Source organism: Halorubrum gandharaense (assembly GCF_054654575.1).
Genome location: NZ_BAAIET010000002.1, coordinates 301,126 through 328,033, shown reverse-complemented (window position 1 = coordinate 328,033; position 26,908 = coordinate 301,126). Strand labels below are relative to the sequence as shown.

General features: G+C 67.7%; 26 protein-coding genes and 1 tRNA gene. 15 read left to right on the top strand and 12 right to left on the bottom strand.

Going from position 1 to position 26,908, the window contains the following annotated elements:
• Window positions 1–14: 14 nt before the first annotated feature.
• Window positions 15–770 carry a coenzyme F420-0:L-glutamate ligase gene (locus ACYQ07_RS10625; RefSeq protein ID WP_459881196.1) on the bottom strand — a complete coding sequence of 252 codons (756 nt, stop codon included), beginning with the start codon at window positions 768–770 and terminating at the stop codon, window positions 15–17.
• A 181-nt stretch (window positions 771–951) separates the two neighbouring features.
• Between ACYQ07_RS10625 and ACYQ07_RS10620 the strand changes: the two genes are divergently transcribed.
• Both ACYQ07_RS10620 and ACYQ07_RS10615 read left to right on the top strand, forming a co-directional pair.
• Window positions 952–1,536: a DUF7437 domain-containing protein gene (locus tag ACYQ07_RS10620; RefSeq protein WP_459881193.1), complete on the top strand. Its 585-nt coding sequence runs from the start codon at window positions 952–954 to the stop codon at window positions 1,534–1,536.
• A 9-nt stretch (window positions 1,537–1,545) separates the two neighbouring features.
• A complete protein-coding gene (locus ACYQ07_RS10615) occupies window positions 1,546–2,082 on the top strand; it encodes a PIN domain-containing protein (protein WP_459881190.1) in 537 nt (178 codons plus the stop codon).
• A 674-nt stretch (window positions 2,083–2,756) separates the two neighbouring features.
• On the opposite strand, the gene ACYQ07_RS10610 is transcribed toward ACYQ07_RS10615, so the two are convergent.
• Window positions 2,757–3,830 (bottom strand): aldo/keto reductase, encoded by a 1,074-nt coding sequence (locus ACYQ07_RS10610; RefSeq protein WP_459881187.1) that lies wholly within the window; start codon window positions 3,828–3,830, stop codon window positions 2,757–2,759.
• A gap of 128 nt (window positions 3,831–3,958) precedes the next feature.
• Here ACYQ07_RS10610 and ACYQ07_RS10605 point away from each other — a divergent pair, with 128 nt between their 5' ends.
• The 3 genes from ACYQ07_RS10605 to ACYQ07_RS10595 are packed head-to-tail and all read left to right on the top strand — an operon-like array spanning window position 3,959 to window position 5,988.
• Window positions 3,959–4,198 carry a hypothetical protein gene (locus ACYQ07_RS10605; protein WP_459881184.1) on the top strand — a complete coding sequence of 80 codons (240 nt, stop codon included), beginning with the start codon at window positions 3,959–3,961 and terminating at the stop codon, window positions 4,196–4,198.
• Between the two features lie 53 nt (window positions 4,199–4,251).
• Window positions 4,252–5,160, top strand: a complete 909-nt coding sequence (locus tag ACYQ07_RS10600) for an acyltransferase (protein ID WP_459881181.1) — start codon at window positions 4,252–4,254, stop codon at window positions 5,158–5,160.
• Between the two features lie 12 nt (window positions 5,161–5,172).
• A complete protein-coding gene (locus ACYQ07_RS10595) occupies window positions 5,173–5,988 on the top strand; it encodes an Nmad3 family putative nucleotide modification protein (protein ID WP_459881178.1) in 816 nt (271 codons plus the stop codon).
• 16 nt (window positions 5,989–6,004) lie between these two features.
• Here the strand turns inward: ACYQ07_RS10595 and ACYQ07_RS10590 are convergent, their stop codons facing one another.
• A complete protein-coding gene (locus tag ACYQ07_RS10590) occupies window positions 6,005–6,715 on the bottom strand; it encodes a hypothetical protein (protein ID WP_459881175.1) in 711 nt (236 codons plus the stop codon).
• A 143-nt stretch (window positions 6,716–6,858) separates the two neighbouring features.
• Between ACYQ07_RS10590 and ACYQ07_RS10585 the strand changes: the two genes are divergently transcribed.
• The 3 genes from ACYQ07_RS10585 (at window position 6,859) to ACYQ07_RS10575 (ending at window position 10,569) form a co-directional block, all read left to right on the top strand.
• Window positions 6,859–7,164: a hypothetical protein gene (locus tag ACYQ07_RS10585; RefSeq protein WP_459881172.1), complete on the top strand. Its 306-nt coding sequence runs from the start codon at window positions 6,859–6,861 to the stop codon at window positions 7,162–7,164.
• Between the two features lie 164 nt (window positions 7,165–7,328).
• Window positions 7,329–9,287 carry a PAS domain-containing sensor histidine kinase gene (locus ACYQ07_RS10580; protein ID WP_459881169.1) on the top strand — a complete coding sequence of 653 codons (1,959 nt, stop codon included), beginning with the start codon at window positions 7,329–7,331 and terminating at the stop codon, window positions 9,285–9,287.
• A 274-nt stretch (window positions 9,288–9,561) separates the two neighbouring features.
• A complete protein-coding gene (locus ACYQ07_RS10575) occupies window positions 9,562–10,569 on the top strand; it encodes an IS110 family RNA-guided transposase (protein WP_459881166.1) in 1,008 nt (335 codons plus the stop codon).
• 1,092 nt (window positions 10,570–11,661) lie between these two features.
• Here the strand turns inward: ACYQ07_RS10575 and ACYQ07_RS10570 are convergent.
• A tRNA-Gly gene (locus tag ACYQ07_RS10570) sits at window positions 11,662–11,732 on the bottom strand.
• A gap of 105 nt (window positions 11,733–11,837) precedes the next feature.
• On the opposite strand from ACYQ07_RS10570, the gene ACYQ07_RS10565 reads away from it, so the two are divergent.
• Window positions 11,838–13,238, top strand: coding sequence for a M28 family peptidase (locus ACYQ07_RS10565; protein WP_459881163.1), 1,401 nt, complete (start codon window positions 11,838–11,840; stop codon window positions 13,236–13,238).
• 29 nt (window positions 13,239–13,267) lie between these two features.
• On the opposite strand, the gene ACYQ07_RS10560 is transcribed toward ACYQ07_RS10565, so the two are convergent.
• Window positions 13,268–14,158 carry an NAD+ synthase gene (locus ACYQ07_RS10560; RefSeq protein ID WP_459881160.1) on the bottom strand — a complete coding sequence of 297 codons (891 nt, stop codon included), beginning with the start codon at window positions 14,156–14,158 and terminating at the stop codon, window positions 13,268–13,270.
• A gap of 301 nt (window positions 14,159–14,459) precedes the next feature.
• Here ACYQ07_RS10560 and ACYQ07_RS10555 point away from each other — a divergent pair, with 301 nt between their 5' ends.
• Window positions 14,460–15,035: a TrmB family transcriptional regulator gene (locus tag ACYQ07_RS10555; protein ID WP_459881157.1), complete on the top strand. Its 576-nt coding sequence runs from the start codon at window positions 14,460–14,462 to the stop codon at window positions 15,033–15,035.
• A gap of 22 nt (window positions 15,036–15,057) precedes the next feature.
• Here ACYQ07_RS10555 and truA read toward each other — a convergent pair whose 3' ends face one another.
• Window positions 15,058–15,975 carry a tRNA pseudouridine(38-40) synthase TruA gene (truA, locus tag ACYQ07_RS10550; RefSeq protein ID WP_459881154.1) on the bottom strand — a complete coding sequence of 306 codons (918 nt, stop codon included), beginning with the start codon at window positions 15,973–15,975 and terminating at the stop codon, window positions 15,058–15,060.
• Between the two features lie 94 nt (window positions 15,976–16,069).
• Between truA and hisI the strand changes: the two genes are divergently transcribed.
• Together hisI and ACYQ07_RS10540 are read left to right on the top strand one after the other, a co-directional pair.
• Complete coding sequence (hisI, locus tag ACYQ07_RS10545; RefSeq protein ID WP_459881151.1) at window positions 16,070–16,513, top strand: phosphoribosyl-AMP cyclohydrolase; 444 nt, start codon at window positions 16,070–16,072, stop codon at window positions 16,511–16,513.
• 1 nt (window position 16,514) lies between these two features.
• Window positions 16,515–17,651 (top strand): DUF7118 family protein, encoded by a 1,137-nt coding sequence (locus tag ACYQ07_RS10540; RefSeq protein WP_459881148.1) that lies wholly within the window; start codon window positions 16,515–16,517, stop codon window positions 17,649–17,651.
• Window positions 17,652–17,670: 19 nt separating this feature from the next.
• Here the strand turns inward: ACYQ07_RS10540 and ACYQ07_RS10535 are convergent, their stop codons facing one another.
• A complete protein-coding gene (locus tag ACYQ07_RS10535) occupies window positions 17,671–18,324 on the bottom strand; it encodes an HAD family hydrolase (protein ID WP_459881145.1) in 654 nt (217 codons plus the stop codon).
• Between the two features lie 604 nt (window positions 18,325–18,928).
• Between ACYQ07_RS10535 and ACYQ07_RS10530 the strand changes: the two genes are divergently transcribed.
• Window positions 18,929–19,936 (top strand): succinylglutamate desuccinylase/aspartoacylase family protein, encoded by a 1,008-nt coding sequence (locus ACYQ07_RS10530; protein WP_459881141.1) that lies wholly within the window; start codon window positions 18,929–18,931, stop codon window positions 19,934–19,936.
• A gap of 22 nt (window positions 19,937–19,958) precedes the next feature.
• Here ACYQ07_RS10530 and ACYQ07_RS10525 read toward each other — a convergent pair whose 3' ends face one another.
• From ACYQ07_RS10525 to ACYQ07_RS10505, 5 genes are all read right to left on the bottom strand, one after another.
• On the bottom strand, window positions 19,959–21,575 hold the full coding sequence (locus ACYQ07_RS10525; RefSeq protein WP_459881138.1) for an ABC transporter permease: 1,617 nt from the start codon (window positions 21,573–21,575) through the stop codon (window positions 19,959–19,961).
• Window positions 21,576–21,706: 131 nt separating this feature from the next.
• On the bottom strand, window positions 21,707–22,915 hold the full coding sequence (locus ACYQ07_RS10520) for an iron ABC transporter substrate-binding protein (RefSeq protein ID WP_459881135.1): 1,209 nt from the start codon (window positions 22,913–22,915) through the stop codon (window positions 21,707–21,709).
• A gap of 168 nt (window positions 22,916–23,083) precedes the next feature.
• Entirely contained in the window at window positions 23,084–23,572 is a 489-nt protein-coding gene (locus ACYQ07_RS10515; RefSeq protein ID WP_459881132.1) for a Tfx family DNA-binding protein, read from the bottom strand.
• A gap of 95 nt (window positions 23,573–23,667) precedes the next feature.
• Window positions 23,668–24,147 carry a TRAM domain-containing protein gene (locus tag ACYQ07_RS10510; RefSeq protein WP_459881129.1) on the bottom strand — a complete coding sequence of 160 codons (480 nt, stop codon included), beginning with the start codon at window positions 24,145–24,147 and terminating at the stop codon, window positions 23,668–23,670.
• 112 nt (window positions 24,148–24,259) lie between these two features.
• On the bottom strand, window positions 24,260–24,607 hold the full coding sequence (locus tag ACYQ07_RS10505) for a hypothetical protein (RefSeq protein ID WP_459881126.1): 348 nt from the start codon (window positions 24,605–24,607) through the stop codon (window positions 24,260–24,262).
• An 84-nt stretch (window positions 24,608–24,691) separates the two neighbouring features.
• Here ACYQ07_RS10505 and ACYQ07_RS10500 point away from each other — a divergent pair, with 84 nt between their 5' ends.
• The gene (locus ACYQ07_RS10500) at window positions 24,692–25,810 is read left to right on the top strand and encodes a tRNA (guanine(26)-N(2))-dimethyltransferase (protein ID WP_459881123.1); all 1,119 of its coding nucleotides are present in this window, start codon (window positions 24,692–24,694) and stop codon (window positions 25,808–25,810) included.
• 97 nt (window positions 25,811–25,907) lie between these two features.
• On the top strand, window positions 25,908–26,903 hold the full coding sequence (locus ACYQ07_RS10495; RefSeq protein ID WP_459881120.1) for a YihY/virulence factor BrkB family protein: 996 nt from the start codon (window positions 25,908–25,910) through the stop codon (window positions 26,901–26,903).
• Window positions 26,904–26,908 lie beyond the last annotated feature (5 nt).

The window sequence follows — 26,908 nt, the reverse complement described above, 5'->3', positions numbered from 1 at the left end:
TGGTCAGTGTCCGGTCAGTCCTCGAAGCGCCACTCGCGGAGCGCCTGGCGCACGAAGTCGCCGTCGACCTCGCGGAAGTGGGCGTCGGAGCCCTCGTGGTCGCCGAACGCCCAGTCGCGGACGACGACGACGGGGGTCCCGCCGTCGCCCTCGCCCGCCACGAGGTTGGCGGCGCTCGCCAGCTCGTCGACGACGTTCTGGACGGTGACGCCGAGCTCGCGCCCATCGCGGTCGTGTTCGCCGCGCCAGTCACGGGCGGCGGGCATCCCGGCCCAGCCGAGGGCGACGCCGCGCTGGCCGTGACGGAACGGGCGCCCGCAGGTGTCGGTGACGACGACGCGGTCGGCGGACAGCCCCTCGCGAATGCGCGCGGCGCTCCCGTCGGGGCGCTTCGGTAACAGCAGCAGGTCGCCGTCCGCCACGTTCGAGCGGTCGATGCCCGCGTTGACGCCGACGTGGCCGAACCGGGTCGCCGTCAGGAGGAACGGTGCCTCCATGATCAGCTCCGTCGACTCCTCGATGACGGCCTGCGCGAAGCGCGGGTCCTTCTCCTCGCCGGCAATGTCCGCGAGGTGGTCAGCGATCTCCCGCGCCCGCGGGCTCGCCGGGAAGTCGTCGAGCTCGAACAGGCGCCCTTCGGCCTTCGAGACGACGGTGCTGGCGACGCAAACCACGTCGTCCTCGCGGAGGTCGACGCGCTCGTCGACCATCGCGGCGAGGTCGTCCCCCTCCCGGATCTCCGGCAGGTCGGGGACGGCGAACAGCTCCATATCGAAACCTCCGGCCCGCCGGACAAAAACCCCGCCGGTAGTGGCGGGTGCATCCGGTGTCGAACGAGGAGAGATAAACGGGGTCGCTCAGCGGAAGCGCGCCGAACCAGTCGCGCGGGACTTTTCCATGAGGGTCTCCTATCCCCAATCCGTATTACATAATACGCAAATTATGAATTGTATGTCGAAAGCCGTGAACGGCTCGGAACGAGCGATTAACGGGCTTCTATCAGTGGCCCAGCTGCTGGAAGAGCCTCGGCTTGCCCGGCTCTATACCTTCGTCCTTCGGGAGGACACTGTCACGATCGACGACATCGTCGACGCGTTGGACCTGCCACGGACGACGGCACACTCGGATGCGACAGATCTCGTTGAGCTCGGCGTTCTCACTCGGGATGAAACGAAGAAGACGCATACGTACGCTGCCGTCCCGGTCTTGCTTCGCGTTGAGCTCGACGGCGACGAGTACACTGTGACAGCAACGTTAATCGAGGCGTTCGGGCGGGCGCCGCGCGATCAAGACCTCGACCTTCTTCTCGAGCGACACGGGCTGGGGAAGCTCGCAGCTTCGCTCACCTATGCGATCCCGTACGCCGACGGTAACATGTCCGAGCGAGTTGCTGCTCGTGAACTCGACCTCCAACCCGCCTTCGCGGTCGCCGTGCTCCATGCACTCCGAGAGGTCGTTCTCGAAATGCGGACGGTCGATCCTCATTTCGGCGAAATTCGGAATGCTCGTGAGGAGTCGCCGGAGCAGGAAGCGTGATCTGAACGGATGGGCGAGCCGTTCGATCCCTTCGGTGAGTCGGTTGCATGGGTCGCAGATACGGGCCTGTTCATCGCCTGCGGTCGCCAGCAGAATGACAAGTACATCCAGCTCGAACGGTTTGCGCGTGAGAATGATGTCACGTTCGTCATTCCACAACGTGTCTACAACGAGCTGGGTGGTGCTCCTGAACGCAGCACACCGGGTCGGACGCCGATCAATAGCGCGATCGAAGCCGGCTGGGTGACGGTTGCCGATGAACTCGATTACACCAACCCTATCCTTGCCCGTGTGATGGACGACGTGCGGACGTACATTGCTCGGTCATCTCAGCGCAATGAGGATCAAATTGAGAAAGCCGATACTGCTCTTGCTGGCGTCACAGCGGAAATACTGAACGACGAGAAAAAGCAGTTCGCCTGCATTGTCACGACGGACATTGACGCTGGAGAAGGCGCTGTTTCTGCGCTCTCATCGAATGGATTCAAGGGTCGAGTTCTGTTTTGGGATGGCTTCGAGTTCATCGATGAGCTAACGTCCATCTAGAGTCGTACGCCTCCCATTCGTGTTTCACACGTGCCTGCTAGCCTGACTGCAGGTAGTTCTCACCGGTGCTGTTTTACAAATCGGAGAGATGACTGAAACGGAGCCCGGTGCCGCCGGTGATTGCGTTGTGGTCACCTTGCGCGTCAAATCGCAGACACAGCATTTTGGTCACCGTAGCGGGCCGGGCTCTCCTCACACCACCGAGCGACAGCGCTCGGCGTCGACCTCCTTGACGAGGTAGACGGCGGGGACCTCGAGGCCGCCGGCCGAAACCGCCGAGCACACCGGCGTTGTCGCGGCTGACGACCGCGACCGGAACGACGCATCACGGTCACTTTTTAAGTGTCAGCGGGATACTGTCAATCGTGGTGGCCGTGACGACGTGTTACCCCCTCCGAGCCCCTTGTGACGAGGACTTTCACCCGAGCCACCACTTCTACAGCCGCGAGCGACGGCGCCCGGAGTGAGGCCGGCGAGCGCACGGCACCAACGACGACCGGGCGAACTGTAACCGGAGCGAAAGTGAACGACGAGGAGACGACCGGCTCGCAGTCGTCGGGTTTCGACGTGAAGAAAGCGGGTTGGAAGGCGGCTGGTTCTCGGTCGCTGACTTAAGAGGGGCGTGCCGCGGAGCGCCGGTCCGACCACCGGGCCGTCCGTTTCGCGTTCGCCGTTCAGTACGACGCCGCGCGCTTGTCGAGGCCGGCGGCCTCGATGTCCTCGCCGTCGACGGAGGTGCGCAGCGCGTCCATCCCGTCGTCGCCGTCGATCTCGAAGTTGGCGGCGTACAGCTCCTCTAACCGCTCGTACTCGTCGTCCGACAGCGGCGGCACGTCGCTGGCGGCCGCCCAGTTCGCCACGTCCTCGCTCGTGCGGAACGTCGGCGTGACGGAGGCGACCTCGTCGTGGTACAGCAGCCACTGGATCGCGGCCTGCGCCAGCGTGCGCGTGCCGTCCGCGTGGTCGGGGTTCTCCAGGAAGCGGATCGCCTCCACCTTCTCCCACCCCGTCTCGTACCACTGCTGCGGGCGGTGCGAGCGGTGGTCGCCGTCCTCCAGCACGGTATCGGGCGTCACCTGCTCGTTGAGCAGGCCGGAGGAGTGCGGGACTCGGGCGATGACGGAGGTGTCCGAGCCCGTCTCGCGGATCGTGTCGATGAAGTGGCGGCCGGGCTCCTGCTCGAAGAGGTTGAAGACCGTCTGGACCGCGTCGAACTCCTCGAACTCGACGGCGGCGTCGCCCTCCGCGAGCCAGCCGATGGAGGGACCGAGCGCCCAGCCGAGCGCCTTCACGCGCCCGTCGGCCTTCCACTCGCGCAGGAGGTCGCGGACCTCGGGGGTCACCTCGTCGACGTTGGCGTTGTGGAGCTGGAGCAGGTCGACGTGGTCGGTATCGAGCCGGTCGAGCGACTGCTGGAAGGCGTCTTCGAGGTACTCGCGATTCAGCTCCTTGGGGAGTTCACCGTGGCCCGCCTGCGGGTTGTCGTAGAAGTCGTAGCCGATCTTCGTCGCGAGCGTCACCTCGTCGCGGCGGCCGGCGATCGCCTTCCCGACGATCTCCTCGCTGTCGCCGTGGCCGTACACGTCGCCGGTGTCGATGTAGGTCACGCCGCGGTCGAGCGCGTCCTCGACCATGCCGACGGCCTGGTCCTCGGACCGGTCGCCCCACCAGTTCGTGCCGACGACCCACGCGCCGAAGCCGACCTCCGACACCTCGACGCCGGAGTTTCCGAGTTCGCGGTAGTGCATGGTCGCCAGTTGGCGATCCGGGCACTTAGCGGGTGCGGTTGATCCCGCGTCATGAAAACGGGGGCGAACGCCGGAGGACCCAGCCCGGCTGACCGGGATTATAAGGGTACCGCGCGAGTGCGCCCGACATGGACGAGTCCCTCCACGACGCGCTCGACGCCATCGCCTTCCTGCTCGCGGTGATCGCCGCCGCCGCGCTCGCCGCAGTCACGCTCCAGTACGGGCCCGTTGGCCCCGCCTTCACGGTGCTGTTCCTCTTCGTACTCACCGTCATCGGGAGCGCGGCGGGCCTCATTCCCGACCGCGACAGGATGATCGACGCCGACCCCGCCGCCGGCGAGGGACCGGATACGGGGGACGCGCCCTGACGCGAACGTCGCACAACCGAACCCCTTTGAGGGTCGCCGTCGAAGGCGGCACGATGACAAAGCGACACGTGTCCCTGCCCGACGCCGCCGAGGCCGGGGTCCGAGGCTTCATCGACGAGGTGGACGAACGCCTTTCCTCGGACGAGGACACCTGCGACGTCGTTCGCGACGTTCTGGTTGACCTGCACGGCGACCGCGAGGCGTGGGAGGCGTGGCAAGCCGGCGAGTCGGTGTCGAAAGCCGAGCGCGTCCGCCTGCAGGGGTACGACCCCTGTAACGCCACGCTGGAGTCGGAGTACTACGCCGAGAAGGACGAAGACCGGTTCCAGCGCTCGAAACACCTCCAGTGGCTCTGGCGGCAGTTCGACGCGACGCCGATGGCCGACAACGTGGAGTTCGCGCTCCGCTTCCGGAACATGCTCGGCAACCACCTGTTCGCGGAGTGCGGGGAGAACTGCCGATTCTTCAAGGGGATCTCCGTCACCTACGGCCACAACATCGAAGTCGGTGACAACGTCGTGGTCCACGACGACGTCCACCTCGATGATAGGGGCAAGCTCACCATCGGCGACCGCGCCTCCATCTCCGACGGCGTCCACATCTACAGCCACGACCACGACCTCGTGGACCAGACGGAGGTCCGCAACTACCACACCACCATCGAGAACGACGCCCGCGTCACCTACGACGCGATGGTGCGTGCCGGCTGCCGAGTCGGCGAGAACAGCGTCGTCGGCGCGCGCGCCGTCGTGCAGGGCGACGTGCCGGCCCACCACGTCGTGGTCGGCACGCCCGCCCGGAGCGTCCGCGTAAAACCCGGCTGGGAGGAGGACGCCGAGGAGCTGGAGGACGGTCGCCTCATCAACCGGCAGGAGGAGCGCGAGATTGACTACGAGCTCCCCGACGACCTCGACGTGTTCGACGAGTTCCAGCGGGACCTCACGCCGCCGGGTGCCGAGTAGCAGCGTCTCCGCATGGCCCGTGCCGTCGCCGTCAACGTCGCCGCCAACACCAACGACCCGGGCTTTCGCGGCCCGGTGTACCCCGACGGCACCTTCGCGTACGTCCCGATCCCCGAGCGCGAGCCGACGCGCCCGCCGAGCGCGTTCCCGGTCGCCGATCCCGTTCCGACGTACGCCGACTGCGAGCTCCCGTTTGAACTCCCCACGAAGCTCCGTGACGTGCCGGTCCATCAGGACCCCGAGTTTCCGGGCGTCCACGGCCGCAGTGCCCCCACGTACGGCGACCACGCGCCGATCAAGGCCGGGCCGATCGGCGACCTCGAACGGGGCGACTGGCTGCTGTTTTACGCCACCCTAACGCTCCGGCCTGCCGACTGGCGCGGGCCCGGCACCGAGGTCGTGGGGGACGACGGCGCCGACGAGCGCGGCGGCGACTGGCTCCGAGAAACGAGCGAAACAGGCGAGACGGGAGCCGCGGTCAACGACGACCTCGCACCCGACTGGGGGGCGTACCTGTTCGCCGCGATGCGCGTCGAGACGGTGGTGAACGACCCGAGCGAGGCGACCGCCGCCGACCTCGTTCCCACCAACGCGCACCTGAAACGGGGGCCCGTCGACGCTCGGGTTGTCGTGCGGGGGGACCCCAACGCTTCAGGACTCTTCGAGCGTGTTCTCCCACTTTCGACGCCCGACGCCGGCGCGGACGCGAACCGGCTCGTCACCGACCTCTCGGCGGACTCCGGAAAGGGCCCGTGGTGGCGCCGCCCGCTCCGGTACGACGACGGGGCGACCGACGAGCTGCTGGAGCGAGTTCCGGGGCTGCGGTAGCCAAGAGTCAACTCGTTCAGCAGTCGATCGGCGTCCCATCGTCGACCGGCGCCTCCCCAGCCGGCTGGTCCACCGCCTGATACACCGTCCCGTCGACGGCGAACAGCTCCAGGTCTCGGCCCTTGTCGGCGTGGAGGCCGGGCTCCATCCTGGCGGTGATCGCGACCGCGGTTCCGTCGTGGTCGATCACCAGCGGGTCGTCGTCCGGCTCCCGGCCGAACACGTCGGCCAGCGCCGCCATCGCGTCGTCGTAGCCGTCATTGAACTCGTCGAACCGAACGCTCTCGCCGGTGTCGACCGCCTCGAAGATCGTCTCCTGAAGCAGGGGCGCATCCGCGAACGCCTCGTCCTCGGTGGTTGTGGCGTCGTCCGGCGGCTCCGGGTCGGCGGCGGGCTCGACGGTGACGACCCGGCGGTCCGACTCGTCGACGCTCCAGCGAACCTCCACGGTGTAGACGACACGATCCTCGTGGGGGGTCGTCTCGACCACCGCTGCACTCGGCGATCCGACGCGCTCGACGGCCGGATCCTCCCGGTCCGCCTCAACGTCGGGCTCGACGACCGTCAGCGCACACGACTCGATCCGGTCCTCGTCGACGGCGTGGTCGTCGCCGTTGCCGCCGTCGCCGTCGCCGCCGTCGCCGGCCCCGGGAACCCCGTCCAGACAGCCGGCCAGTGTGGGGAACGCGCCGGCCGCGGTGACGGCGAGGAGGGCACGTCTTTGCATGGACGGTTGTACTTGCTTGGCCGGTAAGTGCTTTCCCGGGCCGGGAGCGGCGTAAGCGGGTGAGCCAGCTCGTAGGGGAGCCCGACGGCCTCCGTCCCGTGCCGGCCACACGCGTTTTCCGACCGCCGGCCGTCGCCACCCGCATGAGCGACGCCGACGAGACGGACGACTTCGCCGAACTGGACCGCACGGAGACGACCGACGCCGTCCTCCGGCTGCTCTACCAGTCCGGGATCGCGGTCTCCCCCGAGGGACTCGCCGTGAACCTCGCCGAGCTCACCGAGGCGACCCACGGGCTCGCCGCCGTCGAGGGAGCGCTGGAGACGCTCGCCGAGCGCGACCTCGTCCGCGAGCTCACCGCGAGCGCCGGATTCTACCGGCTCACGAAGCGGGGCCACGAGTTCGTCGAAGCCGAGATCGACGGCCGAGCGTTCGGCTACGTGGACTGACCGCCGCTGAGTGCCGAGTTTCGAGCGACGCGGATCTCGAGGCGCGTTCGGGAAGACGGTTAACGCCGTTTTCGCGGGGGTGAATGGCTCGAAATCCGTTCACTGTGAACAACGTACTCGTCGTTGGCGGGGAGTTTATCCGAGTTCATCCCGACTGCGTTCGTATGCCCGACTCAGGCGAGGGGGCCCTCTGGGCTGAGCCGGAGCTCGTACAAGGGATACTCGAGACCAGCCCCGTTGGAATCACCATCGTTGATGCCGACGGTGAGGTGGTATTCGCCAACGAGCACGCCGAGGAGATTTACGGGCGGACACAGGAAGCTCTCAACGCGTTCGCCCACGACGACCCCCGCTGGGACCTCGTCGACGAGGAAGGGGAGCCGCTCGGACCGGAAGAGGCACCGTTCGACCGCGTGCTCGCGGAGGAGGAACCGGTGTACGACCAAGTCGTCGGGCTCCGGTGGCCATCCGGTGAACGGGTGTGGGTCTCGGTCAACGGTGCCCCGCAGTGGGACGAGCACGGCGACCTGAAGCAGGTCGTCTTCGCGTTCGAGGACATCACCGAGCAGCGCGAGCTGGAGACCGAACTCGAGGAGGTGTTCGGACGAGTGACTGACGCGTTCTTCGCGCTCGACGAGGAGTACCGGTTCACCCACGTGAACGACCGCGCCGAGGAATTGCTGCAGGCGTCAGAAGCGGAGTTGATCGGCGAGACGATCTGGACGCAGTACCCTGAAGCCGCCGAGACGGAGGACGTTTGGGAGGCGTTCCAGACCGCGATGCAAACCCAGGATCCACGGAGCTTCGACCTCTACTACGAACCGCTGGATTTCTGGGTGGAGGCAACCGTCTACCCGTCGAAGACCGGCGTGTCGGTGTATTTCCGGGATGTCACGGAGCGCGTGGACCGCCAGGAGCAGCTTCGGAGCCGCGAGCGGGCACTGCACGAGGCGTACGAGATCATCGCGGACCCGGACCGTCCGTTCGACGAGAAGGTCGAGGCCCTGCTTGAACAAGTTCGCTCGACGATCGGCACCGACTATGCGACCCTGTCGTGGGCCGACGAGCGGACCAACGAGTACGTGTTCGAGGCGATCGCTGGTCCCGCGGACGCCGACTTGGAGGCTGGGGACTCAGTCCCCCTCGATGCGACCAACTGTGAGCGCGTCGTCCGGACCCGACGGACGCTCGTGCTCGCCGACGTCGAGAACGATGCACCGGAGCTGGCCGATCGCGCCGGCAACGCGGAGTGGGGGATCTCGTGTTACCTCGGAACGCCGGTCACTGTCGACGACGAAGTGTACGGGACGTTCTGCTTTTACGACATGTCCGCCCGGACCGAGGCGTTCTCCGACTGGGAGGTCACGTTCGTCGAGCTGCTCGGCCAGTGGCTGAGCTACGAGCTCGAACGCGACCAGTACCAGCAGGAGCTTGAGGCGTCGAACGAGCGGCTCGAACAGTTCGCCTACGCGGTGTCACACGACCTCCAGGAGCCGCTGCGGATGGTCTCCAGCTACCTCTCGTTGCTGGAACAACGGTACAGCGACGCGCTCGACGACGACGCCGAGGAGTTCATCGACTTCGCGGTCGACGGCGCCGAGCGCATGAAGGAGATGATCGAGGGGCTCTTGGAGTATTCCCGGGTGGAACAGCAGGGAGACCCACTGTCACCAACCGACCTCGACACCGTACTGGAGGACGTTCTCGACGATCTCCGGATGCAGATCGACGCGACCGACGCCGAGGTCGCCGTCGATCCGCTTCCGGTCGTCGAAGGCGACGCCAGCCAGCTCCGCCAGGTGTTCCAGAACCTGCTAGACAACGCCATCACGTACAGCGGCGAGGAGCCGCCACGAATCGAGGTGACGGCCGAGCAACAGGGCGACGAGGTCGTCGTCTCAGTCCGTGACGAGGGGATCGGCATCGACCCCGAACATCAGGACCGCATCTTCGAGGTGTTCAATCGGCTGCACACTCAAGAGGAATACTCGGGAACGGGAATCGGGCTCGCGCTCTGTCAGCGGATCGTCGAGCGACACGGTGGTGACATCTGGATCGAGTCCGAACCCGGCGAGGGGACGACGTTCTCGTTTACGCTTCCCGCCGCAGTCTCCCACGACTAACCGGAGCGGCGACCGAGTCGGAACCGTCTCTCCCATGCGAAATGGCCGGGATGGCTCTGATGGGATGAAAGCCTGCTAAGTCCCCAGCGTGCGTGAAGAGGTACTGGGGTGGTCAAAGGCCGATGATTCAACAGCGTCATAGAACGCGTGGCTCTGATTGGCCTACCTGCCAAGGACGCACTATCATGGGAGGCCGCCCGGATGCCGACGGCACCCGGGCGGCGAGCCCGAATAGGTGTGGCTCCCTTCACGCACTTCCCACTCCAGAGGAACCATGTACTACCTCGGAATCGACCTTCATAAAGATGAGTCGCACGTCGCTGTTTTGGACGACGATGCCGAGGTCGTCGAAGAGATTCGCGTCCCAAACGCGAATCTCGACGAAGTCGCCGAAGAATACGCTGGAGCCAAAGCTGCGATCGAAGCAACCAGCAACTACTACACGGTCTACGACACCCTCAACGAGCATCTCGACGTGGTTGTCGCAGATCCCGCACAAACCAAGGCGATCGGCTATGCTGAGGTGAAAAACGACCGGCTCGACGCGAAGTTGCTCGCGCAACTTCGCCGAGCTGGCATGATCGCTGAGAGTTACGTTCCGCCCGAAGAGCTCCGGGAGCGCCGCGCACTCCTGCGCGGCCGGAAGCGCTTAGTCGAGAAGCGGACGGATTTCAAAAACGAAGTCCACGCTGTTCTCGACAAACACGGGATCACCTACGACTGGGATCCGTTCAGCGTGAACGGGCGAGAAATCCTCGCCGGCGAGGATTTCTCGCTCGGTGTAGTCGGCGATCAGCTGATGGAGTCGTTCCTCTCGATCATCGACGAGCTCACGGCACAGATTGAGGAACTCGAAGAAATGATCGAAGAGACCGCTGCGTCTCTGGAGGAGACGCAGCTGTTGATGACGATTCCCGGCGTGAGTTTCTACTCGTCGTTGCTGATCACCTCCGAGATCGGTGAGATCGACCGGTTCGACGAGGCGAAACAGGTGGTGAGCTACGCAGGATTAGATCCGGTCGTCCGCGAGTCAGGCGACTCGCGGACTGAAGGGTCGATCTCGAAACGTGGGAGTGGAGACTTACGCTGGATCCTTGTCCAATGCGTCCAAACAGCGGTTCATCGGTGTAATGATCCGTATCTTGGACGCTTCTACGCTCGATTGAAACAGCGGAAGAACCATCAGATAGCGATCGTCGCAACAGCGCGGAAACTGCTCGTATCGATCTTCCACATGCTGGAGCGTGAGGAGGTGTACGATCCACCAGAGGTGAGTGCCTGAGGGCCGCCGAGTCGGCGGCCCTCATCGGCGGGTCGCAGCGGGCGTGAGCTACAGCTAACGCCTTCACGTTCTGACCGCCTGCCGGTTGGTTCCTGAGCAACCCCCATGACTGCTTGCGGTTTTCTCTCCGTGGACAAGATCGGGGCGATCCCGGCGAAAAATATAGTATCGCAGACGTGGTTTGTTGCGCTAGCAGGCTTTCATAGGTGTTGAAATCCTCAGAAGGTGGCAAATTCTGGCTCGGGTGCCGTTAGTACAGGCGATTGAGAGAATCTGTTGTTGATCGACCTCGGGAGTGAGTGTATCAGATCGACGCCGGCGATAGAGTATATAAACCGTCGAGAGTGTCAGTAGTGGTCTCCTTATAAACGAGATGCGGTGCGGTGGCGCGCCCGGCGAGCGCCCAGCGGGTGCTCGCCGGCGCGCGAGGGAGTCGTCGCCGCAGGCGACGACGAGGCTGGGGAGGTGTGAGGTGCGGTTGCGGAGCGGTGCGGGGTGGACTCAAAGGGGCAGTCGGCTCCGGGAAGACGGGCGACGCAAGCACTCAAAAGGCCGGGCGGTGCCGAGAGGCCTTTTGAGCGCGCAGCGAGCCCCTCGACCGGAGCCGACTGGGGCTTTGCAGGCGGTCGTCACCAGTGCACCACCAGCAACTCACCGGTCAAACACCCCTTATAAACGAACCACAACTCCACCAACGTCCCACTTATAAATACCTCACCAGACTCCGTGATACACCTACTCCCGATATCGCGCAACAAGCGAGTCTCATCGACTAGATTTTTCACACTATTTTGTGTTTGAAGAATAAGATTCCAACAGAGCCGCCGGGATGAGAACGACACGTCCTGAAGTCTCGCGAGCGCCGGCGAGCGCGACGACGACCGGGGTACGACGGAGGAATGCACCGTCCGGGAATTGAACCGGAGGAAGACGGTCCGGGCATGCGGCCTCGCTGCTCGCGGCTTCGCCGCTCGCGTATTGAGGTGCTCCCTTCGGTCGCACCTCACGACGCTCGGCCGGTCCGGGCTGCGACTTCCAGGGTTCAATTCTCCTGCTGATTCCTGCGGCTCGCGGTATTGCTCGCCGCAGAAATGCACCGTCCGGGAATTGAACCCGGGCTATTAGCTTGGGAAGCTAATGTCCTACCACTGGACCAACGGTGCGTGCAGCCGTTCGTATCCGACGCCGGCACTTGAACGTAGCGCTTCCCGGACACCCCATGTCACCGGGTTCCACACCCTTAAGCCGTCGCCGGCGGATTCCCGACTATGACCGACGAAACGGCGACCGAGGCGGACATCGAGCGCGTCCAGGAGCGTGCCGAGGAGCTGGCGCCGGCGCTCGGCGCGACGTGGACCGACGACGACCCGTGGACGTTCATCACGGATCTGACGGCGCTTGGGAGCCGGATGGGTGGCAGCACCGGCGAGCGCCAGGCCGCAGGCATCGTCGCCGACGCCTTCGAGCGCGCGGGCGTTCGCGACGTCCACGAGGACGTCTTCGAGATGACGGCGTGGGAGCGCGGGTCGACCGACCTCCACCTGACGACGCCGGGGCGCGACGACGTGGACGCCACACGCCGGTTCGAGGCGCTCGCGCTGCCGTACTCGCCGGCGGGCGAGGTCGAAGCGGAGTTCGTCGACGTGGGGTACGGGACTCCCGAGGAGGTCGACGCGGAGGACGTGGCGGGGAAGATCGTCGTCGCCTCCACGACGACGCCGGCGAACTCCCGGTTCGTCCACCGGATGGAGAAGTTCGGCTACGCGATCGGCGAGGGCGCGGCCGGCTTCGTGTTCGTCAACCACCTCGACGGCCAGTTACCCCCCACAGGGTCGCTCACGTTCGGCGAGGAGGCCGAGGCGGTCGCAGTCGGCGTCTCCAAGGAGACCGGCGAGTGGCTCCGCGAGTACGCCGCCAACACCGCGGGGCCGACCGGCACGCTGTCGGTCGCGGTCGACGCCGAGACGCACCCGGCCGAGAGCCGGAACGTCGTCGGAAAACTCGGTCCGGACACCGACGAGCGGCTTCTGCTGGTCGCGCACTACGACGGCCACGACATCGCGGAGGGCGCGCTCGACAACGGCTGCGGGATCGCGACCGTCGTCACGGCGGCGAGCGTCCTCGCGGAGGCCGACCTCGACCTCGGCGTGGACGTGGTCGCCGTCGGCTGTGAGGAGGTTGGGCTGCTCGGCGCCGAACACCTCGCGGAGACGACCGACCTCGACGCGGTAAAAGGCGTGCTCAACGTCGACGGCGCAGGACGGTTCCGCGACCTCGTCGCGCTCGCACACGCGTCGGGCGCGACGGCGGCGGTCGCCGAGGCGGTCTCCGAGGCAACCCGACACCCCGTGCAAGTCGAAGCGGAGCCGCACCCGTTCTCGGACCAGTGGCCGTTCGTCCGGCGGGGCGTGCCCGCACTCCAGCTCCACAGCGACTCCGGCGAGCGCGGGCGCGGCTGGGGCCACACCCACGCGGACACCCGTGACAAGGTGGACGACCGGAACATCCGCGAACACGGAATGTTGACGGCGCTGTTGCTCGCGGAGTTGGCGGCCCCCGACCGCGAGCTCCCGCGGCTCGAAGCGGACGCGCTCGCGGACGCCTTCCGCGAGGCCGACTTCGAGACGGGGATGCGCGCGGCAGACCTGTGGCCGGCCGGCTGGGAGTAGGCGAAAAGGGTTACGGCGGGGCGCCGATCTCAGTGCTCAGCGTCCGGCATCGGCGGCTGCATCCGCTTGTGCGCGCCGTTCTCGTACCGTTCGAGCAGCCGGTCGACGGTCTCCCGGTCGGCACCGGTGCGCTCGGCGACGGCGGCGGCGTCGAGCCCCTCGTCGACGGAAAGGTGTAACACCGCGTCGACGACGGGGTACGGCGCGCCGAGGTCGTCGGCGTCCCGCTGGCCGAGAAGGAAGCCGGCGCTCGGGGGTTTTTCACGGACGAACTCCGGCACCGACAGCGCGGCCGCGAGTTCGCGAACCTCGCTTTTGTAGCGGTGGCCGATCGGCAGGAAGTCGGCGGCGCCGTCGCCGTGTTTGGTGAGGTAGCCGAGCAGGCGCTCGCTCCGGTTCGTGGTGCCGACGACGAGCGCGTTCGTCGCGTTGGCCGCGAGGTACGCCATCGCCATCCGGAGGCGCGCAGTGAGATTCCCGGACAGCATCGGGTCCTCCTGGAGGGCGAAGCGGTCGGGGGCGGCGGCGTCGAACGCGCCCACGAGCGGGTGGAGGTGGACGGTGTCGAATTCGATGCCCAGCGCCTCGGCGAGCGCCTCCGCGTCGCGGGCGTGTGGCTCGCCCACCTTGTTACACGGGAGGATCAGCGCGTACACCCGGTCGGGACCGACCGCCTCGGCGGCCAGCGCGGCCGTCACGGTGGAGTCGAGCCCGCCGCTCATGTTGACGACGAGCCCGTCCGCGCCGGCCTCGTCAACGCGGTCAGCGAGGAACCGGACGATTCGTTCCCGCTCCGCGTCCGGATCCGCGAGCGACGGCGTCCCGTCGACGGGGTCTCCAGCCGCCGGCGTGCCCGTGTTCGCCGCGTCCGTCGGGCCTGCCGACCCGTTCGTGGAGGAAGTGAGAGGGGTGTCAGTCATTACCGGCTGTTCGCACTCGACCACGGATAAGGACTGTGTGACAAGAGTATAAGGAATGCAGAAATACCCACATGTTTGGTCACCTGTACCACCGATGAGAGCTCAAGTGATGTGCTAACAGCCAAAGAAGTTCTCTACCACCAATTCACGACTGAATTCCCGAACCATCCGTACGATAACGGTATATTAATCCGGCGTTAACTGACCATACATCCAAAATAGTTCAAAAAGACAGTGTTTTAGCGTATATAAGGCCATTATAGCCCAACATTTATCAGGTAAAATCACGCGACAGTAGAGTATGTCCACGATCGAGTTAAGCCAGAGTCAACGTCGGATTCTCGGCGCGTTGATCAACCTTTCGGAGGCTGCCGATGCACCGAACCCCACGGTACGCGGGAAGGACCTCGCTGCGGAGATCGACCGCAATCCGGGAACGATCCGCAACCAGATGCAGAGTCTCCGCGCGCTCCAGCTGGTTGAGGGTGTGCCGGGGCCGAAGGGTGGCTACAAGCCCACCGGCAAGGCGTACGAGACCCTCGACGTCGCCCGTCTCGACAACCCTGCAACGATCCCGGTCGAGCGGGAGGGGTCTCAGGTCGACGGCGTCAACGTCGAGGGGATCGACTTTGCAACGGTCCTCCATCCCGACCGCTGCCGTGCGAAGGTGGAGTTCCGCGGGTCGCTCCGGGCGTTCACCGAGGGTGACCGGGTGACGGTGGGGCCGACCCCCTCCACGGGGCTTCGCGTGTCGGGGATCGTCGACGCCGTCGACGCCTCGGAGAACGCCCTGCTTCTCAGCGTCCGGTCAGTCAAATCGTCGGGAGAGACGGCGAGCGCACCGGCCGAGGGGCCGGTCGACCAGCCCGCCGATTGAGGCGGTTGGCGGTCGACGCCGGTCAGCGACCGTTTTCCGTCGGCGCGTCGGCTCCCTGTGACCCCAGTTCCCCGCCAACCCGGTCACGGAGCGCCGCGGTCGCCGCCGCGGCATGACGGGCGTCGCGGTGGCGCTCGGCGAACGCCGCCCGCGCGCTCTCGGCCGCCGCCGGGTCCACGTCGAACGGGACGCCGTCGTAGGACACGTCCCACAGCACCAGCGGCGTCGCCGGTGCGGGCCCGACGGCGAGTCCGCCGGAAACGGGTTCGGGATCGAGCAGGCGGTCGAGGAACGCGAGGTCGGCGGCGCCGGTCCCAACCCGGCGCGCGGCGGTGACGAACCGGCGGACGAACTCGCGGGGGAAGCCGTCCGCGGTTACCTCCACGACGAGGAAGTCCCCCTCGCGAGTCACGCTCGCGGCAACCGTCCGCTCCGTCCCTGTGTCGTCCGGGGAGAGATTGGCGTAGTCGTGCGTGCCCGCGAGCCGCACGAGTGCCGCGCGGAACCGGTCGTCGTCGACCACCGGCGGCGGGGCGGCGTCGGGCGCGCCCGGCTCCGGCACGCCGTCGCCGCCCGGCGGCGCGAACAGGTGGTAGCGGTACGTCCGGCGGGTCGCGTCGTGGGTGGCGTGGAACCCCTCGGGCACGTCCGCGGCCGCCCACACCCGGACCGTGGCGGGCAGGTGGCCGTTGAACGCCCGCGGGGTGAGCCAGTCGGGCGCCTCGAACGCGACGGTCTGGCTCACCGCGGAGACGCCGGCATCGGTGCGTCCGGCGGCCGCGTACCCCGGCGGTGTCTCGTGGGTCGGCCCCTCACCGTGGTCGAGGAGATCGTGGCTCGCCAGCGCCCGGAGGAGCGTCCCCTCCACGGTCCTCGCGTGGGGCTGGCGCTGGAAGCCGGCGAACGCGCGCCCGTCGTAGGCGACACGGAAGGCTCGCATTGGCGGAGACAGACGCCCCGGCGTCTAAAACGACGCCATCCGTCGCGACCGGACAGACACAAGGACTATTCGCGACCCCACCCATCTCCCGAACATGACCGACGCCGACGCGGAGCCCGCGGGCGAGGAGGCCGAAGTCCACGCCGACGCCGGCGCCGACACGAGTGCCGACGACCCGGACGCCGTCGACGTGGACTTCGGCGAGAACGGGCTCGTTCCCGCCGTCGCACAGGACGCCGACAGCGGCGAGGTGCTGATGCTCGCGTACGTCTCCCCGGAGGCGCTCAAGCGGACCCGCGAGACGGGCGAGGCCCACTACTACTCCCGCTCCCGCGACGAGCTGTGGCACAAGGGGGGCACCTCGGGCCACACGCAAGCCGTTCAGGAGGTCCGCGTCGACTGTGACGCCGACACGCTGCTGTACCTCGTCGACCAGGAGGGCGGCGCCTGTCACACGGGCCACCGCTCGTGTTTCCATCGAACGATAGACGGCGAGCACGTCGGCGAGCGCGTGTTCGATCCCGACGAGGTGTACTGAGGTGGTCGACGACACCCCCCTCCGCGAGGCGGGCGAGGCCGCCGCCGAGCTCCGCGAGCGCTACGACGAGCTGCGTCGGCTGGAGGCACGGATCGCCGACCTCGGCCGCGACCGGGTCGAGACGACCGCCGACGCCTACCGGCAGGCGATGCGCGTGCTCAAACAGTACGAGGAGGACGCGGTGGGAACGGGGGACTTCGGCTCCTACGTGCAGTTCGAGGCCGCCATCTCGAACGCCGTCGACGTTCCCGACGACGCGCCCGCCGCTGACGCGTTCGCCGCCGCCGACGACGCGGTGAGCAAGCGCCGCCTCTCGGAATCGGACTTCGACGCCGCCCGCGAGGCGTTGGAGCCCGCGAGCGAGTACGTCGACCTGCTACAGGCGCGCGACGAGGCCGAGGACGCCCTCCGGAGCGCCCGGAAGGACGCCCGCGACGCCCGCGACGAGCTCGAAGCCCACCTGGAGGACCTCCGGCGGATCGCGGAGATGGCGGATGCCGACCTCGACGCCGACGTGTCGCGGGTGCGCGAGCCGCTGGAGACGTACAACGCGGGTATCCGCGAGGCGTTCCGCGCGTTTTACAAGACGGCGTCGGCCCGCGACGTGTTCGACTTCCTCGACCGTGCCGACGGCACGCCGTTCGTCGACGTGGACGTGCCGCCGACGGACCTCCGCGAGTACGTCGACGAGCACGCCGCCGGCGAGGAGCCGCTCGCGGACCTGCTGGAGTACGCCGACTACTCCAACTCGAAGCTGGAACACTACGTCGAGGACCCCGGCGCGCTCCGGACGGCGGTCGCCGTCCACCGGACGTACATCGAGCGGCTCGACGGCGAGCCGTTCACCCTGTCGTGGCCGCCCAAACCGGGCGACGAGCTGGCGTACGTCGTCAAGGAGCTGATCCCGCTTGCGGCCCGGATCGCCGACGATGAGACGGTCGCCGCGCTGCGGGAGGTTCGGGAGGTCGCCCGCGAGGACGACTTCGAGCGCCTTCGCCGGGCTGCCGAGGTGCGGGACACGCTCGACGACGCGGAGCTGGCGCTGCTGGAGAGCGGCGAGATCGACGAGCGCGTGGCCGCCGCCGAGGACACGCTCGCGCTCGTCGAGGACGTGCTCGCGGAGACAAAGCGGGAGTGAGGACAGCAGTAGCTCCGTTTTAAACCAGTTCGTCGAGCCGCTGCACTCGCCAATCACCGAGCACGCACCGCCCACGGTGCTCGTGGCCGACGCGCTCGACGTGGACTGCGTCGAGCCCGGCGTTCCAGGCCGCGCCCACGTCGCTCGCCCCGTCGCCGGCGTAGTAGCCGCGGTGGGTGGCGGGGTCCACTCCGAGTTGTCGCATCGCGAGTTCGACCGGTTCGGGGTCGGGCTTCCACCCGGTCTCGTCCGTACAGCAGACGACGGTGTCGAACCGGTCGGCGAGGTCCAGCCGGTCGAGGACGGGCCCCGCGAGGAACTGCTGACAGTGGGTGACCAGTCCCGTGGGCGTGTCGGCGTCGTCGAGGTGGTCGAGGTGGTCGAGCACGCGGGCGGCGTCGTCGTGGAGGTACGTCGCCTCGGCGCGCGCCGTCGGGTCCTCGACTTCGTCGAAGGCAGTCCAGAAGGCGTCGGGGTCGACGCCCCACTCAAGAAGGATCTCGGTGCGCGCGCCGCCGAGTCCGTGACAGAGCACCTCCGCCTCCCGGTCGGTGAACTCGCGGCCGATCCGGTCGCCCACCCCGTCGAACACCTCGCGGGTGTACGACCACTCGGCGTCGACGAGCGTGCCGTCGAGGTCGAACAGGTGCACGTCGTAGTCGGAGAGCCGCATTCACCCTCTGTAGGCGAGTCCCTGATAAGTGGTTGTTGGGATGGCGGATGTTTGGGTGCGTGCGGCGGCGAGCGCTTTTGAGGATCCTGCAAGCGCCTTATAAGCAGGTCGTGGGGTGGTGAGCGGTCAGTGGCGAACCGGACCGCCACTGTTTCAGTCGGGCCTTCTTAAGTGGTTGCCGTGGTGAGGCGACGGCGAACGCAGAGCACTCGATCTCCAAAGCCTCAGACAGCACCTTATACGCGGTTTGTGCGGGGAGCGTGACGGCGAACATCTTCAAAGCCCCAGCCGGCGACGACTCGCGCGGCTTGCTGCGCGCTCAAAAGGCCTCTCCGCACCGCTCGGCCTTTTGAGTGCTTGCTGCGCCGTGCTTCGTCCTCGCCGGCTGCCCCTTTGAGTCCCACCCCGCAACCGCACAGCACCTCACGCCTCCCCAGCCTCGGTCGGCGGCGGCCGCGGGACCGCACCGCCGCGGCCGCCGCCGACCTCCCTCGCGCTCCGGCTCGCGCCCGGTGGGCGCTCGCCGGGCGCGCCACGGTGGGGTGTCACGCGGAGTGTTCGCTGATCCCACGCTTATAAGCGGTGGACGCCCGCACAGTCGGCCATGCATGCGAGTCGCGACCTGACGCTGGCCCGGCTGCCCTCGGGCGTCCCGATCCGCACGACCGTCCACGTCTACGGCGAGGGTGACCTCGCCGAGGGCGATGATGGAGGGCTCGAACTCGCCGCCGGCGACGGGCCCGTCGTCTACGCGCAGGCGGCCCAGCACGGCCGCGAGGTGAACGGCACGGCGGTGCTCCACCGGCTGCATGCGGAGCTGGTTGAGGGCGACCGCGAGCTCGACGGGACGCTCGTCGCGGTGCCCGTGGCCGACCCACTCACCTTCGACCACGTCTCGTACACGACGCCGGAGGCGCTCGATTCCGTCAACGCCAACATGAACCGCTGCTGGCCGGGCGACCCCGACGGGACGCTCCACGAGCGGATGGCCGACCGACTCTGGTCGCTCGCGAGCGCGGCGGACGCGGTCGTCGACCTCCACACCGGGTCGCCGTCGATGCTCACTCACACCGTGTTCATGCGCGGCGACGCCGACTGCCGCGCGCTCGCCGAGGCGTTCGGCACCGACCTCCTACTGGCCGAGGCCGCCGGCGACGACGCTGATACGGAGTGGTCTGAGCGCAACTTCGGCGGGAAGTTCCGGGTGGCCGCGACCCGAGAGGGGATCCCCACCATCACCCCGGAGCTGGCACACAGCCGCGAGATCGTCGAGGACGCCGTCGAGACCGGCGTCGCGGGCATGCTCGGCGTGCTCAGGAACGAAGGCGTACTGGCGGGGGCGCCCGACGACTGGGACGGCACGCTCGCACGCAACCACCTTGGCCGGGTGAAAGCCGACGACTCCGGACTGTTCCGACCGGACCCCGAGCTCGCGATCGGCGACGAAGTGCGGGCGGGCGAAACGCTCGGCGAGCTGTACGACCCGACGAGCTACGAGACGCTCCAGACCGCCACGGCCGACCGGGACGGCGTCGTCTACTCGATCGCTCGCGAGTCAACGATTACGGCGGGTGCGACGCTGGTGGGCGTCGCCGAGCGGATCGCCGAGTGAAACCGGCGCGAGGGACCGCCGCCTACGTTCCCTCGTAGCCTTCCTGCCGGAGCATCACGAGCATCGTCACACCCGAGACGAGCACGAGCAGCAGCGCCGGCACCGCCGCGTACCGGTACGCCAGCGCGTCGTGCGCCTGCCACACCTTGATCACGAGCGTCTCCATCCCGATCGGGCGGAGCATGAGGGTGATCGGCAGCTCCTTCATCGTGGTGAGAAAGACGAGTACGGCACCCGCCACGACGCCGGGCGCGATCAGCGGGAGGGTGACGCGCCGGAACGCCTCCAGCCGCCCCGCGTTGAGCGTCCGGGCCGCCTCAAGCGTGCTGTCGTCGATCTGGAGCACGGAGGAGCGAACGGTGCCGACCGCCTGCGGCAGGAAGCGCACGACGTAGCCGAACACCAGCAGCCACACGCCCTGCCGGTACAGCGAGGGGAACGTTCGGGTGCCGACGAAGACGAGCGCGAGCCCGATCACGACGCCGGGCACGGCGAATCCGACATACGTCGCCCGCTCCAGCACGCGCGACACCGGGGAGTTCGTCCGTCCGGAGTAGTACGCGACCGGAATGGCGACCAGACAGGAGACGACCGCGGCGAGCACGGCGAGGTACACGGAGTTGAACGCGAACTCCATCTGGAACTCCAGTGCGGGGATGCGGTCGCCGGCCCCGATGAACAGCCACCGGGTGAAGATGGCGACGGGAACCAGGATCGTGAGGGCGCCGAGCGAGGCGATGAACCCCATCGCCGGCCACTTCCAGCGGCCGAGCCGGATGGTCGACCCCTCGCCGCCGCCGCCGCTCGCGTCCTCGTCGCGGCCGATTCCGGCTTCGATCACGAGGATGACGGCGACGAGAGCGATGAGCTGGAGCGCGAGCAGCGCCGCGTAGTCGACGGCAAACCCGCTGAACTCGTTGTAGATGCTGCTCGTGAACACGCTCGCCTGCATGAACGCCGGCGTTCCGAAATCGGAGACGGCGTACAGCGCCGCGAGGAGCGCGCCGGCGGCGATCCCCGGGCGGATCGTCGGGAGGGTGACGCGGCGGAACGCCTCCAGCGGCGAGTTGTTGAGCGACCGCGCGGCTTCGACGAGGCTCGTGTCCATCGAGAGCAGCGCGGCTCGCGTCGTCAGGAAGACGTACGGGTACGTGTACAGGGTGATGATGAAGATCGCCCCGGAGAGTCCGTGCACGCGGGGGAGCGTGAACCCGAACAGCGTGTCGATCTCGCCGCCCGAGCCGAACGTCGCGACGAAGGCGATCGCCCCGATGTAGCTCGGGATCACGAGCGGCAGGGTTGCGACGATGGTCCAGAACTGCGGATACGGCAGGTCCGTCCGCGTCGTCAACATCGCCAGCGGCACGCCGAGGAGGATCGAAAACAGCGTGACGGCTCCCATGAGCACCACGCTGTTGAGCGTGATCCACGCGGTCCGGCTCGAAAACAGCAGGTCCATCGCCCGACCGGCTTCGACCGCCGACGCCCGCCAGACCAGCCAGAGCAGCGGGAGGATGATGATGAGCGCGAGAACCCCACACAGCGCCGCCAGTCCGACCGTCCAGGAGTCGGTGCCACCCAACAGCCGCTCGACCGGGCCGGATGACTCCTCGGCGTTCGTCGTGGTGGGTCGTGACATGGTCGGGCGAGGTGGGGACGGCTGCGTCCTACCGCGAGCTATCGGCTCGGGCGTCTTGAATGCGCTGAAAACCCCGCCACATCCGGACGCGATGGCGGGGGTGCCCACGGAACCGTCGTGTCGACCGTCGCCTACAGCGGGAGCATCCCCTCGTCCTCAAGGAGTTCGCGGGCACCCTGCAGCTCCATGTCGAACTCGCTGAGGTCGAAGTCGGGGGAGTCGAGCTCGTCGGGACCCGGCAGCGGGCCGACGTAGTCGACGCCGTCGACGACGGGGAACTCGCCGTTGTCGTCCATCATGAACTCCTGGCCCTCGACGGCGACGAGGTGACGGACGAACTCGGCGGCGAGTTCGGGGTCGTCCACGTTGTTCGTCGCCGCGACGCCCGCGACGCTGAAGAGGGCGCCGGCGTCGTCCTCGGTGAACGTCACGCGCACCGGCGCGTCGGGGTCCTCGTTGACGATCCGGGCCGCGTAGTAGCTGTTGCCGAGGCCGATGATGGGGTCGTCGTCGCCGCCGCGGTTGATCGCGGCCGCGTGGTCGCTTCCGCTGGAGAACAGCTGCGGGTCCTGGTCCATGAAATCACTCACCCACTGGCGGGTGGCCTCCTCACCCTCCATCTGGACCATCGCCTGGATGAACCCGCGGAACGTCCCGGAGTTGGGACGGGTCGCGATGATCCCCTCGAACCGGTCGTCGGTCGCGTACTCGAAGATGTCCGTGGGCAGCTCGTCCCAGCTGTCGAACGGCGTCTCGTCGAGCCGGTCCTCGTTGTAGACGACGGAGCGGACGCGACCGCTGACGCCGGTCCAGTTGCCGTTCGGCTCGCGGTAGCTGCCGGGAACGGTGTCGACCACGTCCTCGGGAAGCGGCTGGACGAGCCCCTCGTCGGTGACCGCCTGTAGCGCGCCGGGGTCCTGCGAGTAGAACACGTCCGCGGGCGTGGCGTCGCCCTCCTCGATCAGCTGGTTGACCTTCACGTCGTTGTCGTCGTAATCGCGGTGGATCGTGAGGTTCTCGTACTGCTCCTCCAGCTCCTCGAAGACGAGGTCGATCTGGTCGGGCGTCCGCCCGGAGTAGACGGTGAGCTCGCCCTCGAGGTCGCCGAGCTCGTCCCAGGAGACGCCCGAGGGGTCGACCGGCGACCCGATCGGTGCGGCGTCAGCGACGGACCCGGAGCCGCCGCCGTTTTCGCCACCAGCGTCGCCGCCGTTTTCGTCGCTGTCACCACTGAGACAGCCGGCGAGCCCGGCGAGACCGACGGCCGAGGCACCCGCTGCGAGGAACGGGCGGCGTTCAAGCAGACGATTCGTGTCCGAACGGGAGTGGTCGTTCGTCATCTATTTTGTTTTAGGCCGACCTAAAACCATATACCTGTCGGTTACTTCCCGGAAAAACCGCGTGAGAGATCCCCTTCCGCCGATACTATCGGCTGGCGACGGACCTGCGAACGGAAGATGCTACTGGATGAATGGTTTTAGGCCTTCCTAAACCAATCGGGGTACGGCCTACGGCCGGCGCACGCGGATCGCGCCCTCGTTGTCGACGGTGACGAGGAGCTGTTCGCGCACCTCGCGACCCTGCACGGCGTCGCCGGCGCGCTCGCCGATCGTCTTCATCAGGTCGGGGGCCGTGTGACCCACCTTTACCCCGGCCTCGTCACAGGCGTCGTAGACGAGTTTGGGGGCGTCGTAGAGGTCGGTGCCGACGGTTATCTCGACGCGGACGGGTGCCGAGAGCGCCTCCGCGAACGCCACGGTCTCGCGGGCGCGCTCGACGTTGTCCCGCGCGCTGGCCTCGACGCTGGAGACGTTGGCCCGGGAAGTACCCAGCCGGTCGGCGATGTCCGACTGGCGGAGCCCCCGCTCGCGAAGCGCCAGCACCTCGGCCTGTCGGCGGGTGAGCACGCTCTCGTCGGCGTCGAAGCCGGCGCGCGCCAACAGCGTGTCGGCGTCGGGCGTCTCGGACGCCGCGGACGTCTCGTCGTCTACGGGCATGGCTATAGGGACGTGGCGGCGGGGGAAAAGCGCGCGGAAAGCGACGATCGGCGGAGTTCGGACTGTCCGTGGGGTGGGGCCACCCCGGTCGAGTGCTATTTGCCCCAGAAGTTTTCGCGACTGCCGAGCCGTTCGCGGGCAGCGTGGCGCTGGCTCTTGGATTCGTCCTCGTCGTCCTCGTCGTCCTCGTCGTCACCCTCGGTCGCCTCGGCGTCGTCGCCCTCCTCCCCTTCGCCCTCCTCGGGAAGACGCTCGACGACCTCCTTGGCGGTCGCGTGGTTCGATTGGACGCGGTGGATCTTCACGACGGCGCGCGCCGGCGGGAGGAGTCCGTCGACGAGGATGATGAAGCCGTCCTCGGTGCGGCCGACGCCGGCACCGCTCTCGTGGATGTCGTCGACTTCGACGACGACCTCCTCGCCGGGTTTGACCGGCTGCTTTTTCAGCTCGTGGATCGGCATGTCGAAGTGGTTGCACCACTCCGCGCCGCCTTTGTTGCCGTAGTGTTGACACCCCATCCCCTGGATCCGTTCGTCGAATTCGGGGCAGTCGTCGGCGAGTGGACAGTCCGCCATGACGGAGAATACCCGGGCGGCGCTCTAAACGTTTCCGACTGTCGGAGCCGGCGAATCGCGCCGCCGCGGGATGTCTCGTCGCCGGGCGGACGGAGATGGCCCCGATTCGGGCTCAGATGAACTCGCGCACTTCCGAGTACCACATGTCGTGATGGTCGACGGCGCCGACGCCTTCAGCGATCTCGACGGCGAGCGCGTGCCAGCAGCGCTGTTCCGGGTCGTCTCGCTCCAGGTTGTACGTCGCGTCCGCACAGTCGCACTGCCCCTCCTCGATGACGTACTCGTCCTCGTGGCCGACGACCACGGTGAAGTCGTTGTAGCGTTTGACCCGCTCCTCGGCGACCGCCTCGATGGCGCGTTTCCCCCGGTCGCCGTGCTCGTCGACGATGGCGGCGGCGATGGGTGCGGCCAGCTCGCCGGCGTCGTCGAGCGCCGCCGCCCAGTCGTCGACCGGCTCCATGACCGAATCGTTCACCGGGGGGCTCCTAAACGTCGTCGGTGACGGGAGCGCGCCCCTTTTAGGCGTCATCGCCGAACGACGGATATGCAGATCGAGGAGGGAGGCCTCACCATCACGGTGCCGGAGTCGCGCGACGGCGCCAGCGAGGGCACCGGCGGCGGCGTCTTCTTCAACCCCACACAGGAGCTGAACCGGGACGTGACCGTCGCCGTGCTGCGGGCGTACCGCGACCGCGAGCCGCGCGCCGAGAGCTATCTGGACGCGATGGCCGCCTCGGGGATCCGCGGCGTCCGCGCCGCCAACGAGGGGTACTCGGTGACCTGCGCGGATGTCGACGAGGACGCCGTCGAGCTCGCCGGCGAGAACCTCGCGGCCAACGACCTCGACGGGGAGACGGTTCACCGGGACGTCAACGCCCTGCTGTACGAGAACGTCTTCGACGTGGTCGACCTGGACCCGTACGGCACACCCATCCCGTTCGCGGACCCCGCGTTCGCCAACGCGCGCAACCTCGTCTGCGTGACGGCGACCGACACCGCCCCGCTGTGTGGCGCCCACCAGAACAGCGGGATCCGCAAGTACGGCGCCGTCCCGCAGAACACCGACTACCACCCGGAGATGGGGCTCCGCACGCTGGTCTCCGCGCTCGTGCGCACGGCGGCCCGATACGACAAGGCCGCCCGGCCGATCGTCTCGCACGTCTCAAGACACTACGCGCGCACCTATCTCGAGTTGAACTCCGGTGCGCGCGCGGCCGACGACTGCATCGACGAGCTGGGCTACGTCGACCACTGTGAGGACTGCCTCTGGCGGGAGCCGACCCACGGGCTGATCGCGAACCCCGTCGACGCGTGCCCGCAGTGTGGTTCCGACCGCGTGCTCACCGCGGGCCCGCTCTGGCTCGGGCCGGTCGCGGATCCGGAGTTCGCGCGCGACGTTCGCGCCGCAGTGACCGACGACATGGGCGAGGCGAAGCGGGCCCGCAAGCTGCTCGACCGCGTCGCCGAGGAGCTGGCCACGCCGACCCACTACGACCAACACCGGATCTACAAGGAGTGGGGGGAGGCCGCCATCGGGATGGACGACTTCCTCCGCCAGCTCCGGCAGGCCGGCTTCGAGGCCACCCGCGCGCACTACCGCGGCACGGCGTTCAAGACGGACGCCTCGATTCCGGAGATGCGCGAGGCGGTGCTGGGCGAGTAGAGCGGGTTCTGACGCGTGAGCATGCCGAAATACGGGAGAAGCGTGAGCTCCGCCTCGGCCGCCGGCCTCTTTTAACCCCGGAGAGTACGGGGACCTAGTGAGTCTCGACCTCGAACAGCGTCGCTGGATCCCCGACCGCGTGGCGACGGCGGTTCACACCGTGAGCCACACGTATCACACCGGGGCGGCGTATCTCGTCGCGGCGCTGTCCTACTACGCGCTGACGGCGCTGATGCCGACCATCCTGCTCACGTTCGTCGTCATCGCGTACGTCGGGGAGATCGAGGCCGCCCGCGCCGCCGTGCGCCGGTTCGGCAGCCTCCTCACCCCCCGGGGACGGACGTTCGTCCTCGCGAGCGTCGAGGACGTCGCCCGACGGACGGGGATCGTGGTGTTCGCCGCCGCGGTCGCCGGCGCCAGCGCGGTGCAGATCCTTCGGACGCTCGACAGGGCGATCGCGCTCGTGTACGACGTCGAGAGCGCGCGGCCCGCCTCCCGGCTGCATGACGGCATCATCGTCTTTCCCGTCACCATTCTGGCGGGGATCGGCGCGGTCGCCAACGTCGCCGCGCTCACCGTCTTCGCCACGCCCGCGCAGTTCCGACTGGCGGCGCCGTCGGTCGTGTTCCTCGCCAGCGCCATCACGCTGTTTTCGGTGTACGTCACCGTCCCGAACGTGGCGGTGCCCGCCCGCGAGGCCCTCCCCGGAACGCTGTTTGCGGCCGGCGCGTGGGCCATCTCCGGAACGATCGTTGGCACCTACGCCGCACATTCGGACGGCGCGGCGCTGTACGGCGTCCTCGGCGGGCTACTGCTCCTGATCACGTGGATCTACGTCGCCAACTTCGCGCTCGTGCTCGGCGCGGCGGTCAACGCGGTGGTGGCCGGCCACGTGGACCCGAGCCCGCCGGTCGACGACGGCCGCACGGCGAACGGTCCCGCCGCGGAGGCACCGATGGACGAGGAGGTGGCCACCGGCGAGGAGGAGCAGCCGTCAGCCGACAGTGACGGGAACCCGTCCGCCCCCAATGACGAGGGGAGCGGGGGGACAGCCGCAGCCGACGGCGGAGCGTCGTCCGCACGCGACCCCTGAGGCGT